Here is a 15,116-nt window from a genome sequence, read left to right on the forward strand (position 1 = left end):
GTAAAAGACAAAGCCAGTAGTATTCCAGACTACAATATCTGATTTGCTTCTGGACCTTTGAACCTGTTAATCTTCCTGAAAACCACACCTTTTTGCCTTCTCATAGTTCTTCAGGGCCAGAGCCTGATGGTATTCCGTTAACGGCTTTCTAGCTTCTGATAGATCCGCCATAAACCTGTATTCAAAGTCTTTCAGCTTTTTACTTTTCTTATCCCATTTAACGATTGCCTGAATAAGCTCAAGTGTGATTTCAGGCTTTACAGTTGTAGTGACTGATATATCCGTTTCAAAATAATCTTCCATGTCGAAGAAAATTTCGGATGCTTCTTCGATAGCAAAATCAAGTATCTGCTGGCCGTTACTGAATTCAATTTCACTCAGTTTTCTGTTCCTGCTGAAGTTTGTCCCGATTGTTCTGGCCATGGTACGCTGATAGGGTGTAAGTTTTCCCGTAGCCCTGCCCCACTCTTCAATCTTCTCCCATGTCTTGGGATGCACGGACTGTAGTCTGTCCTGCATGGCCTTGATTTCAGCCGAGACCATTTCGTCCTCCGTCACCCTTACTCTTTTATAATTCTGGCCTCTGACTTCCAGATCATCCGAAATGCTATCAAAGGAAATCCCAAAACCCTGCTGTCTGACAGCATTCCAGCACTCTTCTTTCTTAGCCCACTCTCCATACAGGGATCCCGGAGCATGCGTTTTGATATAGTCTTCCACACACAGCATGATCTCCCGTAGTTTCTCCCGGAGTCTGGCACTGATATCCTGTGCTTTCCAGATCTTATACAGATCCAGTTTATAATCCAGTCTGTAGCCAAGCCAGGCGATGGTATAGGGAACAGTGATGTAGCGCATATCGCCGATAGCATTTGGCTTTACACCATATACCTTTTCGGCTGAGCGGAACAGGATTGCCTTTGCCACTACATCCTCAAAGTAGATGTTATCCGGACTTAAGCTGAAGTTATGGTGCATGAACTGCACATAGTTTTTCTGGTTTCCCCGTACTACAAAGTGTGGTCCTATCAGCAGCTTTTTACCATCATATACCTCCTGATAGGTATTGACATACTTGGCAAGATCTTCCTTCGTCAGTACCTGTGATTTCGGGTTTTTGAGCTCAAAAGCTTTTCTTTTGGCAGCAGTAAACCCTTCCTTAAGCATCGCTGTTTTGTACTGCCCCCTTGCCCTGTCATAGAACCAGCGTGTCTGCTGCGATTTTCCGGAGACCGGCGGAGCCCAGATGGTACGGGATAGCTTTTCCAGCAGGATGTGGTTAACACTGTTAGAGCTCAGATCGGAGGCTGAGATCTTATTCTGGGTATTGGCGTACTCCGCAATGCGTGCCACTACGGTACTGAAATTTTCCTTGTTCTTTACGACATTCAGCTTAACCTGCACAAAAATGCCGGAGACATTTGCTTTGTCTTTCTTCCAAGTATGGTAAATGGAGGCAGTAGTCTGGCCACCGTTTACAATCTGAAAGTCCTTTACCCACGCTACCGAATTACCGGTACCATCCGGTAATGGTTCCAGGCGAATCTCTTCGGCTGTTGCAGCCAAGCCATTGTTGAAAGCCAGAAACATGTGCGGTTCGCTCATGATAGTTTTCCGGATCCCCTTGTTTATTTTTCCAGAAAACTGCAGAAATGACCGGACGTTCTGCTCCAGCAGACGTGACCCGAATCTTTCATATATGTTGACCAAGGCATCCCCGGAGATAATTGCAAGATAGGATTGATACTCCGCATTTTCTGTAGGCGTATAAATACATGGAACCTGAAAACCATCTTCCTTGAAGTTGATTTCAATAGGAACATGGGACTTTTCGGAGATATTGTACAGGTAATTCAGATCGATCACCCGGTAATAGATGGGATAGCCTGAAATTGCCTGGTTTGCTATGTGATCACCTGGGTAAACGCCATCCGTCAGAACAAAAACGTTCACCCGTACCAGCCCGTCCTTTAATTCCCTGGAGTCTGCCAGTGTGTGTGCCAGATCAAAGATCTCTGATGATTCTTCTATTTCATTGACATAATCTTTGTAGACAGCATTCCGGAAAAAATTCGTAACTCTTTTTGCTGCCTTATCTATTTCATCTTTAAAAATCCGGGTAACTTCATCCGTCCCGTTGTAGATGGTAATAAACAGGTCAAGTGTCTCATAGTTATCAGACAGTGCATAGGCATTTATTTTATGCTGTATACCTGTTCGCAGGACTTTTTCATCATAACATACACGAACATTTTCCGTCTCACCGCCATCAGATAACAGATTTACAGCAGCCTGAGTAAACAGCTGCTCTAAGGTACCTCCTTCTTCTTCAGATAGCTGTTCAGACCGGATCTCCTGCTGAATATTCTGATAGAATTTATTTAATTCCAGATTTTCAAGATTTGTTACCATACCTGATTCAGATTCTGATATACTGTAAGTTCGTTTATTTGATAAGTGGCGCAATCAGAGATAATAATAGAATATCTGACATCACCTACACCGGGTCTGAGATCGCTTTCCTCGATGCGCGGGAAGGAGCCCTTTACCTCGTAAAAGGTCTCAGCACGTACAATATACCCCTTGTCTGCATATAGCTCCCTATGCGCCGGTAAATACCCCCCCTGCGCCAGTTTAAACCGGAAGTGGGAAGTGAGTTTAAAGTCATCCTGTAAGGCTAAAGATACTGAGTCAACAAGATCATTCAGAGATTCTCCGGCGGACTGTTGTGATTCTATGGATAAATGGAATATGTACAGCTGTTCTATAGTACTTGTATCAAGCTGTCGTTCATTACTTACATGGATTCTCTGATGATTATTCCCATGACTTGTTTTTACTTCCAGAGCACACCCTCCATACTGGAAATCCCTTGGTGCTTTTTCCGGGCCTACCCAAGCCAGCAGAGCCTTCTCTGCTTCCGGCAATGATGTTATTAACTTTCTCAGTAAAAAAATTTCTCCAAACAATCCCCTCTGTTCTTCCGGTGTCAGACCGTTTGCAGTTGCTTTCTCAAGTAATGCATGCCATTTATCCACCCTGTTCAGGAATTGTCTTATCATCTGCCGGGGATCTGACAGATCAATAACATGTGCTATGATATCACTTAAAAGAGTATTGAAGATGTCCTCAAAGTTTCTGTCCAGCAAACACAAACTCAAAAGTATGGATTCTGTATTTTCAGCTATCTTTTCAATTTTATACCTTTCAGATTACGCTCTACATGTACAGTATTCGCAACCCGGAAAGGCACCCTTATGAATAAACATCGTAAATTACTGGCATCCCTCAGCCCCAAGTATAGGGGGCATAAAGAAGTATCGGAATACCTGATCTTCACGAATCCTTCTTTGGGGGAGGGATGACTTAGAAGCTGTATCCAAAGCTGATTTAGCCTATTCGTTTCCATCATCCTCAGCATCTAATTCGTCCGGGTAGTCAAATTCTTCAATGAACTGATTGTTTACCGCGTATTCTATCTTTTCATCATTTACTATTTCCGGGAAACTGATTGCAAAACCAAAAATCGGCACATCTGAGTACCTTACTCTTTCTGAAACATGTTCTCTTTTTCCAGTAGTACTCTGTTCAAGATACCGCTTGTGAATAGGGGCATAGTTGAGAGGATAAAGCATCAGCAGACCGTTGGTAGCTTTTCTTTTACACTTTATTCTGGCACTGCTAGGCAGAACAGGTTCACCCTTATTTTCACTTTTTCCCCAATCAAGTTTCGTAAGTGCCAATGCCTCCTTAATTTCACTATCTGACAGATCTATCATCTCATGGTTCGGGGATATGATCATTGTCTTATTAATGTAATAAGACGAAACCGTTTCATTAGGTCGTGAAACTGTGATGCTTCTGTCTGTTAATCCAATTTCTGTTTGCTTCCCATCTATTGTAAAAAGAAACTTTTCTTCTTCCTTCTTAGCAATGGTATTATTAATCAGGACAACTGTCCAATTAGTAAGGTTATTTTTCCCTACCTGTGCATTGATATAATCCGCCATTTTATGAACATCGACAACTTCCCTTCCGATAGAATAGGCATGTAGATACTGTGTAATCAGATGACTGTTATTTGTACCTTGCCAGACATATTCCTGATTCTTAACTGAATTGTTTACAGGTCCTGATGGCGTACCCAATGCTTTAATCAGTTCTGCCGTAGCATGGAAATTATTAGAGAATATGCGTTGATCTATTTTGAAGTTGTAAGTCTGCTCAAGCTCTCCGGAGTAGCTCAGCATCATTATCTGTTTATGTCTGAACTTGTTAGCAGCAGTTATTTTTAATACATCGGGGTGAGTCCGAACTTTAAGTCCATATTTTCTGGGTGTCTCATTAAGAAGGAACATATAATCAAACTCTGACCTCATTTCCTCCGACGCAATCGTGATATGTTTGAACCACTCAACCAGCTCGTTACTGGTAAACAGTCTACATAAATCCACATAACCGGGTCTGTAGCCAAACCACCTGCCCATTTGCATCAGGGTATCATACATCTTAGATGCACGGAGATAATAACTGGTTGTAAGCCCTTCAAGCGTTAGCCCCCTGGAAAGTTTATCTCCTCCAACTGCGATAACAGACAGGTGGCTTCCCTGCTGCTCGGAAGTAAAGTAATCAATGGGGGAAATATTATGGTAGGTTAAACCTGCCACGTTCTTATCACCGTGAACAGCCCGTACTTCTATTTTTGAAGTGGCATTAAAAAGCTCTGCTTTAACCTTAACCCATGAGATTGGTTTGATTTCAGGATCAGTATAGGTATGAGTCTGATTAATTACCTGATGTGTCTTAGGCTCAAATTCTTCAATCCAGATTTTTTTTAGTTCTGCTATGATACTGCCTTGGTTAAATTCGATTTGCCGATGGTAAAATTTAAGCTCTGCATCAACTAAACTGGATATTCTGTCCTGCCAGTCAATATAGCGGGAAACGTGAATTAGCATGGAGTTATGTACATTAGCCTGCTTCCTCACTCTCCGGGCGGCGCACGACAGTATAAAACACTTTACTGCGTACTTCAGACTTTCGGGCAGTATGGTAGGCAGGGGGTCTCCTTTTTTATGTTTATCAGGAACGAAGGCTGTATAATCAGATATTTTAACAACAATCGGGAGAGGTTCCTGAGACTCTTCAGATGAGGAAGCAGCGGGGAGACCAAATACTTTCGACGGTCCAATATAGTTTGAAGGCGCAGGTATGTTAATGATAAAATCTCTTGGGAATAAGTCCTGACCTACAGAAAACTCAAAATCCTTTACTTTCAGATTCAGTCCTTTCGTCTGATCTTCATTCAGCAGAGGAATAAATATGTTCGCAAAGGGTGTAGCTGTGTACCCAACGTAAGCACTCTGCTCAAACAAAGACAGCAGAGCTCTGATACTGCCATTGATAGTAGAAACTTTTTTAGGATCCACATTGATGGACGCATTATCAGCCTCATCGTCAATTAAAAGGAAAGGCAGATCACGTATGATAATTTTCCCATCAGGGGTTTTATCACCTCTTACAGCAAGCCAGGAAACAAGGTTTTTTAAGATGGACGCATTTTTCTTTACTACCAGTATGATGGGATCCGTACCCTGTATGTTTACACCGGATGACTGAGCAGCCTGTGCTTTGAAGTCACCGTTCAGCCGGCTGGTTGTTAATGCGTGAGCCGGTAAGTTCTTGTTGAACTGACCCACACCAATTCTGTTACCTGCATTTGAAAAATTCATAGCTGTCTGGGTATTAAACCCCAGGAAGCCTTCATCAACTCTGATTTGTGTCTGGCTCCGGAGACTGTCATGCATGCCTGCCAATACTATGATCAGCTTAAAACCTGCATCTGCAGCTTTATTTATCAGACCGATATAATTACCTGTTTTCCCGGATTGTACCTGTCCGACAACCATCCCTCTCCTATCCCAAGGGCCTGGTGTCTTGGGGTCTATGATTCTGTCAAGTATATCATCTGTTAAGTTATCCAGTTTGTTCAGCGTTGAGGGAGCTATTTTTTTCTGAAGGTACATTAAATACCTGTTCCAGAAGCTCCATTTTATTTCTGATTTCTTGTTTTTAAGCCAGGGAATGTAAGTTTCATCATCAACCAGTATTTTATAATTATCAGAAAACACGGAGAACTGTGACTCAAAATACTTGTACAATGATTCACTTTCACCGATAAGGTGAGGGAAAATTTTAAGTATATTATCAATTGCATCTCTGAGATCAGCATCAGTCACATTTCTCTTCCCCTGTAAAAGGGTAATGCCGATTTGTTTTGCCTGTTCAATCATATTATATAGAATCTACTAGTTGTGGGTAAAGATTGAAGGGTTCCATGTTCAGTATGGCAGTCTTTGCGAACTCATCCGTATTGCCCTGAGCAATGAAGGAGTCATACATCAGCTTCATAAGACTGATCAGGGCCTCAGAAGCAATATCTTCAAATGGTTGTCCCTGCAGATCCGGCTGTTCGCTTTCCTTTATTGTGATGAGCGGGATGGGCACAGTTTCCTCAATCAGACATAATAGTCTGCTAACAGCGGCCTTTTTAGCATCGATGTCTGACAGAAGATGCTGAACCAGAGGGTGATCTGTATTTATGGCGTAAAAGCGCTTGCCATGTCTGACTTTTTCCACCCAGACCGGCCTGAATTCATGAGAAGCATACTTACGCTGAAGCACTTTCCCTTTGTGTCTGTATACATCAACAGCTTGTGCACGTACTTTGCTTGCGTATGCCTTTAACTGCTCTCTCAGGATTAGTGGTGGTCTTGCAACTGACTTCTTTATATCAATCTGCCAGTCTTCATCCAGACTATTCGGCAGGTCTACCCTGATTCTTGCCAGTTTATAGTGCTCCTCTTTGCGGAACATCCCCAGCCAGTCACCGGAAAGGAGCAACCGTTCATTGCGGTAGATGTAGAAACCCTGATGGGCATTCCACCCGTTAGGCCCTTCTGCTTCCCTGAACTTTACTTCTGTTAATTTAGACTTATGTGGAAGGACAAACCCCCGTAGTTTTACCCGCCCCCCCTGTACTGGCTCTTCCGGCAGTTTTTGTGTCGCAGTTTCATTGATCAGAAAAGGATCCCAGGCAGTTAACTCATGTTGCTGAAACCAAAGTCTGATTTTATTACTATCAATGTATCTGTGGAACGTCATGGCTAGATGATATTTAACCTGCTCCATTCTTTTCAGAAATTTATTCAGTGAAGCATTGTCGTTCTGATTCAATCCACCTACCAACCGGTCTATGTCATTCCAGATTACAATTGTTCCGGATTTCTGACAAAGCAGTTGCTGTTCAAAAGTAGGATCCGGCAGGTATTTTATCAGATTCCACTTTCCGGTCTGATTCACAAAGTCCAGATCCCACGTCCAGTAAACCGGTTCGGAAGCATTTTTTCTGGAAATTACTGAGAGTTTACGGCACTGGGAAAAGGAGGCTGTTTTAAGTCCCAGACCAAACCTGCCTAAATCAGAAGAGTTACGGATTTCATTGGGGTTTCTGGAACCGGGACGCATGGCATTGATCAGCTCTGCATTGTTCATCCCATTTCCATCATCTTTTATGGCAATCCAGGATGACGCTCCTTTCCAGTCAAAATCAATCCATATGTTCTTAGCTTCAGCGGATATGGAATTATCGATAATATCTGCTATTGCAGTTTCCAGACTGTATCCTATGGCACGAAAGGTCTCGATCATAGACCCTGCTTCAGGTTCAGCAGGTGTCTTTTCAATTAATGTGTAATCCAGCATTGAAGAAGCGTAAGTTTGTTTTGCGTTATCCTGTGTTACCGGCTTGTTAAAAGCAAAGGGTTTATTAAGCATAAACCCAAAACCTACAGGTCTTCGCAATACTACACGCACGTCTCCAGAGCCAGGACAATGCTAATATATGAAAATTATAACATCATACTGGATATTAGGATAAAATTTATTTACACTATATTCTGCTTTTACGGGCAGGAAGCTGTTTATTAGATATGTTAATTAGACCGTAACAATATCCTTAATTCCACCGGAAAATTTCTGTGAGCTCTTTGTAGTTCTCTCTGCTGCTTTTTTGAAAACAGGAAAAACCAGACGGGCTATTTTATTAGCAAGCAATGGCGGAACAGCATTACCTACCTGAATAAACTGGGAAGTTCTCGGTCCGCAGAAAAAGTAGTTATCAGGAAATGTCTGAATCCGGGCAGCTTCCCGTACAGTCAGGCTTCTGCACTGTGCCGGATCCGGATGAATATAGTAATGGCCGTCCTTGGAAATATGGCTTGTGATCGTCTTGGATGGCTTATCCCAAAGCTGTACCCGGAAGCGGTCTGCGAACTTCTTGTCATCAATACCTTGCTTTACATTCTTATGGGCAGGAAGCAGTTCTGCCGGAAAATCCTCCAGCTTTGGCGATCGTTGATATACTCTGGCAAAACAGGAAACAAAGAGATACCGCAGCAGGTCGCTGTCCATATGCCCCCTTGCTTTGTGGTTACATACTCCGCCAAGTCTGTCATCCGAAAACCAGCCTTTCTCAAAACTGATTCCAGCTTTCTCACCTGAAGAGTATTCCACGCCAGTCCCGGAAACAGATTCCCTGATCTGCTTTATCTGCTCTTTGATTTCATCCAACAGCTGCTGTTCCGCATTTGCAAATACCTGTTCCAGATTCACATCACAGATGGTCTTTTTCCAGGCTTCAATATTATCTTTCTGCTTGGACAGTCCACTTCGCAAGCTGGGCAGATCCTGCAGAACCTGTGCTATTGCCACCTCATCCACCTGCTTTAAAGTGCCGGGGTAAAGGTCAATGTCCTTTCTGACTCCTAACAGAATAACCCGGTGCCTGGTCTGGGGAATTCCGTATTTTTCAGCCTGAATGACAAAGCTTTTCTGATTATAAACCGGATTGTTATTCAGATCATGGCTTGCCGGCTGCTCAACCAGCGAATATATCCGGTACCCCGGGCATACAATAGAGTCCGGAGCAGAGGATTCTGCTTGCGGGAAAACTCTCACCGGATCTGTTAAATCACTAAGAATCTTGGTAAAAACAGAACTTTCCTTTGTTTTGGCAGAAAGCAACCCCTTTACATTCTCCATTACAAAGACAGCAGGGCTATGAACAGCCAGAATTCTCAGGTACTGCCGGTAAAGCCCCACCCGAACATCTTTCTCTTCATCCAGTACACTATCTTTTCTTCTGGAACGCCCTACAATGGAATAGGCCTGACACGGAGGCCCCCGATCAGGAGCCAGTCTCTATGCCCCTTCAGCGCGCTTTTTATTCTGGAATCTACTTCTTCAAAAGGTACAGCGTCTTTACCATCGCCAAGGGTAGCCAGCCATGCTTCCTCTTTTGCCAGGGAAGCCTGCTCCGGCCACCTGCTGTAAAGCTCCTGTATGGTGATTTCACCTTTAACGAAACTATAATAATCTTCAGGGACAGTATCAGGCTCAAACTGCCTGAAGAAGCTTCGTAAGGTTAATGTCTGATGTGCAGCTTCTTCCTTCTCCACCGACAGAGCTATGTCGAATGCTCTTGTACCATCGGCATTTAACAACGCACTAAACCCCTCACCTAGCCCGCCCGGGCCTGCAAAAATATCAATTACCGGAATTTTCAAACCTGATCTGCTCTAATAGATTATCCAAAGTATCCGCCCTAACTTTCGGCTTTAACTCACATTCAAATATCGTTAAAACTTTCCATCCTTCCTGGATTAATTTGGAAAGATTTTGCTGATCCAGCTCCCTGTTTCTGTTAATTTTCTGCTGCCACCATTCCGTTCTTGTCTTGGGAATAACATAATACCTGCAGCCATCATGTCCGTGCCAGAAGCAGCCATGTACGTTGACAATGGTTTTGTATTTGGGAAGTACTATATCCGGTTTACCTGGAAGCTTTTTATCATGAAGCCTGTACCGTAATCCTTTTGCATGGAGGAACCTCCGCACTACCATTTCCGGTTTAGTATCCTTGCCTTTGATCCGGGACATGTTATAGCTTCTTGTAGCCTTAGAATGCACATCTGCCATAGGTTCTGAATCTAAATTGCCTAATTTAGTGACTTTAACGAAGAACAATGATCAACGAATACAAAGTGGAAATTATCAGGGAGCCGGGACCTAACCCACTTACAGGTGAGATTTCTCCGTTTGAATATGAGAAGCTGACGATAGAAGCTACTTCTGAAAGGAGTGCCTATGTGATAGCCTGTGCTACTTTTAAAATGACAGTCAGAGGTCAGCAACTCAGGTTTTTCATCGACGGGTTGGAGTACTTCGATGAGAATAACTAAACAGAGTATAACTGAAGGAATGAAAGTTATAGATAAGCTGGCCTGGCTGGAGATACAGGGTGGGAAAGTGCTTAGTACCAGAAGCAAGGGCAGGACAAAATATTACATACCTGGCGGAAAGCGCGAAGCCGGAGAGAGCGATCTGGAGGCACTTGCAAGAGAGATCAGAGAAGAGCTGAACGTTGATCTGGTTGAAGACACCATAAGATTTGCAGGAGTATTTCAGGCTCAGGCAGACAGCCATCCACATGGAATTCAGGTAAGGATGACCTGTTACGAAGCTGGATTTAAAGGTACAATCAGCCCATCAGCAGAGATAGGTGAGGTGGTCTGGCTGACGTACAGGGATAGGAGCCTTGTTTCTCCCGTGGATCAGCTCATCTTTGACTGGCTGAAGAAAAAAAAGCAGATACACTGATTTGCTGATTGATTGGAATAAAGAACTGGCCAGATGGCTGAAACTGATTAAGGAAAAAATCATACCCTCTGAAAATGGAGCAGACTTATTACATTAACCCTGAAAAGATTATTAAGATTGTCAACAGGATGGAAAACCTGAAGTTCGCCGGACTGGAAGTCAGCGATGGGAGCCATGTTGTCATTGACATTGAATTTAAAGGCATAAATCCTGATGCCAGGGAAGCTGGCTATACCTTTGTGAACAAAAAGCAGTATATAGCTGCTGAAGTACTCAAAAAAGCTAAGATCAGGTTCTCCAGAACATCTGCTGAGGTTGTTGACAGCAACCTGATTCGCCTGACCATTTACCCTCCAGAGGACACATCTTTTGGAATTGAGTAGCTGCTCAACCCTTCTCAGCAGCTTAATTTTTTGGCAGGTAGTTAACTGATGCTGCCTTATGCAGCTAAAAAAATGGTTCTCCTGATCAGAATCCTTTTGAAAAGAACTCCTGTAGTGACATTTCGTGTATAGTTAGCACGCGTATCAGGGACTTCATAGTAAGGTTCACGCCTTTTTCCATACGCCAGTACTGCATCCTGCCCAAACCATGTTCCAGAGCAAAGTCTTCATAGCTGGTGTACCCATTCTGCACCCTGACTTCCTTCAGCCTTTCACCAATTGCCTTTAGCAGCTCTTCTTCGCTTTTCATTTGCGAAAGTTGAGACTTATACAATCCCAGTGTTACACCATATATTAATACACCATTAATTGTACATATAAAGTTATATATGTAGTTTTAAACACTTGCCCTATGCAGGTCATGACAACTATATGATTTGCTTGACTCCAGCTTTAAATCAATGACCTGGTTCCTGTAGCAGTCCGGCCAAGAAGTTCTATAATCTATTTCTGCATCTAAAACCTGACAATAATGAAAAAACTAATTCTACTTCTTTCCTTTTGCTTTTCTATACTTTATTGTGCCACTGCCCAGAACATGCTAGGGTCATCAGGCACGGAGATAAGGTCAAACATGGCAGACTATTACGGAGATAAATGGGAATACAGAAATGAAGAATCACTGAGCAACAACAGCGTGAGGTTAGGTTACAGACACATAGAAGATCCCTTCGTACTGCTTTATTTTATAATGGTAGAAGATGTATGTGTCCGCTTCATCAGAATAATGCCTAAAGAAAAACTCTCAACAATGATTATTAAACTAAATGAAGAGAATTACCATGAGGGGGAAAATGTTTGGATTACAAAAGAAATGAAGACCAAGATAACTCTGGAGATTGAAAAAGACAGATTTCTTGTAATGATATATGATCCTATCTTATAGTGTTCTATTACAAATGAGAGAGTGCTAACAAATTAGATTACTATAACATCATAAGTTATCATCATTTACTTTGAATGTATCAAAATTAGCAGCGGTTATAAAGCTAATAGACATCCAGAGATTCCCTGCTTTCTGCTTTTACGAGAAGAAAGCTCCAAATATATGGTAGCAGCATGATTCTTAATATGACTGTCTTGTATATTACCTGAACCATCTGCATAGAAAACCTGAATTAGTTCCTACCTAAAAAGAAGGAAAGATTAAGGCTACTGGATTTTATAATAAAAAATTATTCTATAGTATAAATTAGAACATAGCTAAAAAAAGCATTGCAAAACGTGCAGTGGTGCAGTACCGGGTATTTTAGCACCTGGCTGCACTACTGCAACGTTTGCAAAGCCCTACTTTATAATTTTAGCTTTTCATAACCACCTGAGGGAACCTTTGCAAGCAGCCCCAAGGATATCAGAGAACTCAAATAGTTATAGGCAGACCTCTCTTTCAGGCCTAGTTTACTGATAACCTCTAAAGCTGCCTTTGTTTCAAACTTATCCGGCAGCAGATCATTAAATATTCGCAGCTTCTGATCTCCTGCATTTGTCTCTGTTTTAGGCAGGACGGAGTACATGTAATTGGCATGCTCATGAAAGGTGGCAGCTAGGGTCATTGCTGTCTCAAAGTCAGTGTCGTCGCAAACCAGCTGCTTCACCATGTTACCTGCTTCATACTTACGCAGCACTGACAGTATCATGGCAATCCGGAATGTTGTCAGCCCCAAACGTTTGGTAATACTTGTTGCTTCCATGCCCATGGCTTCGTATGTTTTGAAAAGCCACTCTTCAAACTGTCTGTTGAGCCATTTCCACTGACTTTCACTCAGCGTGAATTCTGTCGGAGAAGCATGGGTAAAATCCACAAACGCCAGCATACGCTCCGACATTTCTTTAAAAAACTCCGTATGATTCACCCCATCCTTTCTGGGAGATACATCCCTCCATTTTACCGGAGCCTCAAAGGTGTAATACAGAAACCGGCTGAAGAGACCGTTTTCAGCAGTAGGCACCATTGCTCTCACCTGCCCCGGCGTACCTGAAATGGCAATCGAAAGACGAGGCTGCTGTATCTCCACAAACTCCCCTTCTCCTTTGCGAGTAAGACTAATAGTTTCATGCTGAAAAGCATTCCGGACCACATCATCAAAATTGCCCCAGTCCTGACTGAAACTGTTGGCCAGAGAATCCGCTTCTGCTTCACAGATGATGCCTGCCCCCTCCCCTTGTTTCAGGTGCTTGATCACCGCAGCAGCACTTGCGTTTCCGGGAATGAACAGCACTTGCTCTGCAGGCTTTTCCATGGCAATAGGCTGATTACCGGCCTGCATTTCCTTGCGGTAAGCTTCATAAGCTTTAAGAGCTTCCTTGCTGCTGAAGAGCATTCTGTTATGATATGCTTCTCCTAGCATTCTGGCATAAACCATCACCCCCTTCCCACTTGCTGGCGGTGCCACCACGAAGGCATATATATTGGGGAATACCAACCGCTGGTCATAGACTCCTTGCGTGTTCCGCATACATCCACTGATAATTCCCAGACTGCCGAGCAGGAACACATCCTTTTCGCGTTCAGACTCAAACCGGTCTGCACCTTCTTTCAGAAGAGCCGGCAGGATATTGTATACTGATTTGTGGATGACAGGAAGCTTTGAAAGACGGTTTCCTTCCAGTATCTGTGCTGCTTTCTCTTGGCCAGCTTTTTCCTGTACTGCTTTTTCCTGTGTCTCTTTCTTTGACATTATCTCGCCCCTCCTTTCTGCAGTGATACCACATCGTAGCCTTGTCTGACAAATGTCTGAGCACGCTTAGGGTTGCGCTGCATCCATGAATCAAGTTCCTGCTTCTTGAAGTAAAGCATCTTGCCATTCGGGCAGGAGTGCGCGATTGCTCTTGCACCGGTAAGCTTGTACATAAAACTCGCACTGATACCCATGTAGGCACAGGCCTCCTTAAAGCTAAGCACCTGCTTAGCTGTTACATTCTGCTGCAGAAGCAGCTGTTCGATCTGATCTAGCTTTGCTAGTAGTTTCGTTGTTTCCAACATCTGTTTTTGTGTTTAATATGAATAACTTCTTACATGCCTGACTGGCGGCTTTACGACCATCAGACACCACAAACTTAGATGTTGGACAAGGCGAAGGGTAGTTGTAAAGGGTTGTGCAACCCCATATTAAATCACTGTAAGTCAACAGGTTTACACTCCCGATTTTTTTGAAGTTTCTTTTGCATAGAGGTAAAGCTCATAAAATTTTGATTGCACGGACTCCGCTGCCTCCGCGGGATCTTTGGAATAATACTTATTGCTGAGACTATCCACGCTTAATTGCTCCCCTTTTTTCCCCTTGGTTTCAAGGCTCTCAGCTACAGCTCTGCATAATGCTCTCAGCTTACCTTCCGGTATACTTATTACTTTCTTTTCCACTAGGGCTCTGATAAAAAAGCCTAATTCAGCCACGGTCAGTGAAGTCTTCACCATAGTTTTCTTTTGTAGATTTCCAGCCGGCTGCAGACTGGTGAGAGCATGCTCTATAAAATCTAGAGCTTCAGTAGAGAAATAAGCATATGTATAGTTGTAAAACCTGTGCGCAAGGGAATGTTCCCTTGTATGTATCTTCTCTGCCGGACGATAATAGTCCCTCACATCGTATCGGGACGGATGGTCTTCTTCCATATGCACCAAAAGCTGCCCGGTTATTTCTCTGTCTTTAAAAATACTGGAACTGATTCCATCGTATTTATAAGCCCACTCACTCCATTGCTCACCGTCAGCATTTACCTGCAACATCTTCTTTTCTATTTCCTGACGTAACATGTTGAGGTAGATCAACCGGTTTTGCTGCTCAAGGGCAGTCAGGTTGAGATAAATTTCTCCTTTCAGATGATTCCAGGTATCACTCAGAAGGTTTCTGAAATGAATCACATTTACCTGATATGGATAACAGAAGCTAAGCAGCTCCAGAAATCTGAATAGCTGAACGGTATTATAGCTGGAATTCATATAGCGGATTTTAATAC

15 protein-coding genes are annotated in these 15,116 nt (G+C 43.0%); 4 read left to right on the forward strand and 11 right to left on the reverse strand.

The features are described 5' to 3' along the window. Positions 1-66: 66 nt before the first annotated feature. The 7 genes from GSQ66_RS13120 to GSQ66_RS13145 form a co-directional block, all read right to left on the reverse strand. Positions 67-2,412 (reverse strand): AIPR family protein, encoded by a 2,346-nt coding sequence (locus GSQ66_RS13120; RefSeq protein WP_162427884.1) that lies wholly within the window; start codon positions 2,410-2,412, stop codon positions 67-69. Beyond that, positions 2,406-3,149 carry a PD-(D/E)XK motif protein gene (locus GSQ66_RS13125; protein WP_162427885.1) on the reverse strand — a complete coding sequence of 248 codons (744 nt, stop codon included), beginning with the start codon at positions 3,147-3,149 and terminating at the stop codon, positions 2,406-2,408. The genes GSQ66_RS13120 and GSQ66_RS13125 overlap by 7 nt, the downstream gene beginning before the upstream one ends. 246 nt (positions 3,150-3,395) lie before the next feature. Continuing rightward, the gene (locus GSQ66_RS13130; RefSeq protein ID WP_162427886.1) at positions 3,396-6,293 is read right to left on the reverse strand and encodes a Z1 domain-containing protein; all 2,898 of its coding nucleotides are present in this window, start codon (positions 6,291-6,293) and stop codon (positions 3,396-3,398) included. Position 6,294: 1 nt separating this feature from the next. Further along, positions 6,295-7,836, reverse strand: coding sequence for an ATP-binding protein (locus GSQ66_RS13135; RefSeq protein WP_202923347.1), 1,542 nt, complete (start codon positions 7,834-7,836; stop codon positions 6,295-6,297). 162 nt (positions 7,837-7,998) lie between these two features. Next, on the reverse strand, positions 7,999-9,258 hold the full coding sequence (locus tag GSQ66_RS13140; protein ID WP_317164243.1) for a DNA cytosine methyltransferase: 1,260 nt from the start codon (positions 9,256-9,258) through the stop codon (positions 7,999-8,001). Further along, entirely contained in the window at positions 9,213-9,626 is a 414-nt protein-coding gene (locus GSQ66_RS18820; RefSeq protein ID WP_202923349.1) for a hypothetical protein, read from the reverse strand. The genes GSQ66_RS13140 and GSQ66_RS18820 overlap by 46 nt, the downstream gene beginning before the upstream one ends. Beyond that, positions 9,607-9,999 (reverse strand): very short patch repair endonuclease, encoded by a 393-nt coding sequence (locus tag GSQ66_RS13145; protein WP_238395684.1) that lies wholly within the window; start codon positions 9,997-9,999, stop codon positions 9,607-9,609. Before GSQ66_RS13145 ends, GSQ66_RS18820 begins: the two co-directional genes overlap by 20 nt. An 86-nt stretch (positions 10,000-10,085) precedes the next feature. On the opposite strand from GSQ66_RS13145, the gene GSQ66_RS13150 reads away from it, so the two are divergent. From GSQ66_RS13150 to GSQ66_RS13160, 3 genes are all read left to right on the forward strand, one after another. After that, the gene (locus tag GSQ66_RS13150) at positions 10,086-10,301 is read left to right on the forward strand and encodes a hypothetical protein (protein WP_162427888.1); all 216 of its coding nucleotides are present in this window, start codon (positions 10,086-10,088) and stop codon (positions 10,299-10,301) included. Between the two features lie 19 nt (positions 10,302-10,320). Further along, on the forward strand, positions 10,321-10,719 hold the full coding sequence (locus GSQ66_RS13155) for an NUDIX hydrolase (RefSeq protein WP_162427889.1): 399 nt from the start codon (positions 10,321-10,323) through the stop codon (positions 10,717-10,719). A 74-nt stretch (positions 10,720-10,793) separates the two neighbouring features. Next, positions 10,794-11,102 carry a hypothetical protein gene (locus GSQ66_RS13160; protein WP_162427890.1) on the forward strand — a complete coding sequence of 103 codons (309 nt, stop codon included), beginning with the start codon at positions 10,794-10,796 and terminating at the stop codon, positions 11,100-11,102. 85 nt (positions 11,103-11,187) lie between these two features. Here GSQ66_RS13160 and GSQ66_RS13165 read toward each other — a convergent pair whose 3' ends face one another. Beyond that, a complete protein-coding gene (locus GSQ66_RS13165) occupies positions 11,188-11,412 on the reverse strand; it encodes a helix-turn-helix domain-containing protein (protein WP_162427891.1) in 225 nt (74 codons plus the stop codon). A gap of 222 nt (positions 11,413-11,634) precedes the next feature. On the opposite strand from GSQ66_RS13165, the gene GSQ66_RS13170 reads away from it, so the two are divergent. Further along, entirely contained in the window at positions 11,635-12,048 is a 414-nt protein-coding gene (locus GSQ66_RS13170) for a hypothetical protein (RefSeq protein ID WP_162427892.1), read from the forward strand. Between the two features lie 406 nt (positions 12,049-12,454). On the opposite strand, the gene GSQ66_RS13175 is transcribed toward GSQ66_RS13170, so the two are convergent. From GSQ66_RS13175 to GSQ66_RS13185, 3 genes are all read right to left on the reverse strand, one after another. Further along, positions 12,455-13,840: a DUF3987 domain-containing protein gene (locus GSQ66_RS13175; RefSeq protein WP_162427893.1), complete on the reverse strand. Its 1,386-nt coding sequence runs from the start codon at positions 13,838-13,840 to the stop codon at positions 12,455-12,457. Beyond that, positions 13,840-14,145: a helix-turn-helix domain-containing protein gene (locus GSQ66_RS13180; protein ID WP_202923350.1), complete on the reverse strand. Its 306-nt coding sequence runs from the start codon at positions 14,143-14,145 to the stop codon at positions 13,840-13,842. The genes GSQ66_RS13175 and GSQ66_RS13180 overlap by 1 nt, the downstream gene beginning before the upstream one ends. A 150-nt stretch (positions 14,146-14,295) precedes the next feature. Further along, entirely contained in the window at positions 14,296-15,099 is an 804-nt protein-coding gene (locus GSQ66_RS13185) for a hypothetical protein (RefSeq protein ID WP_162427894.1), read from the reverse strand. Positions 15,100-15,116 lie beyond the last annotated feature (17 nt).

The sequence above is a fragment of the Pontibacter pudoricolor genome (assembly GCF_010092985.1).
GTDB classification, from domain to species: Bacteria; Bacteroidota; Bacteroidia; order Cytophagales; family Hymenobacteraceae; genus Pontibacter; species Pontibacter pudoricolor.

Bases quoted from the DNA above. Each gene is read 5' to 3' on its own strand.
- GSQ66_RS13185 (WP_162427894.1), bottom strand. From the start codon at position 15,099: ATGAATTCCAGCTATAATACCGTTCAGCTATTCAGATTTCTGGAGCTG.
- GSQ66_RS13135 (WP_202923347.1), bottom strand. From the start codon at position 7,836: ATGCTTAATAAACCCTTTGCTTTTAACAAGCCGGTAACACAGGATAAC.
- GSQ66_RS13150 (WP_162427888.1), top strand. From the start codon at position 10,086: ATGATCAACGAATACAAAGTGGAAATTATCAGGGAGCCGGGACCTAAC.
- GSQ66_RS13155 (WP_162427889.1), top strand. From the start codon at position 10,321: ATGAAAGTTATAGATAAGCTGGCCTGGCTGGAGATACAGGGTGGGAAA.
- GSQ66_RS13180 (WP_202923350.1), bottom strand. From the start codon at position 14,145: ATGTTGGAAACAACGAAACTACTAGCAAAGCTAGATCAGATCGAACAG.
- GSQ66_RS13170 (WP_162427892.1), top strand. From the start codon at position 11,635: ATGAAAAAACTAATTCTACTTCTTTCCTTTTGCTTTTCTATACTTTAT.
- GSQ66_RS13160 (WP_162427890.1), top strand. From the start codon at position 10,794: ATGGAGCAGACTTATTACATTAACCCTGAAAAGATTATTAAGATTGTC.
- GSQ66_RS13130 (WP_162427886.1), bottom strand. From the start codon at position 6,293: ATGATTGAACAGGCAAAACAAATCGGCATTACCCTTTTACAGGGGAAG.
- GSQ66_RS13145 (WP_238395684.1), bottom strand. From the start codon at position 9,999: ATGTCCCGGATCAAAGGCAAGGATACTAAACCGGAAATGGTAGTGCGG.
- GSQ66_RS13165 (WP_162427891.1), bottom strand. From the start codon at position 11,412: ATGAAAAGCGAAGAAGAGCTGCTAAAGGCAATTGGTGAAAGGCTGAAG.
- GSQ66_RS13120 (WP_162427884.1), bottom strand. From the start codon at position 2,412: ATGGTAACAAATCTTGAAAATCTGGAATTAAATAAATTCTATCAGAAT.
- GSQ66_RS13175 (WP_162427893.1), bottom strand. From the start codon at position 13,840: ATGTCAAAGAAAGAGACACAGGAAAAAGCAGTACAGGAAAAAGCTGGC.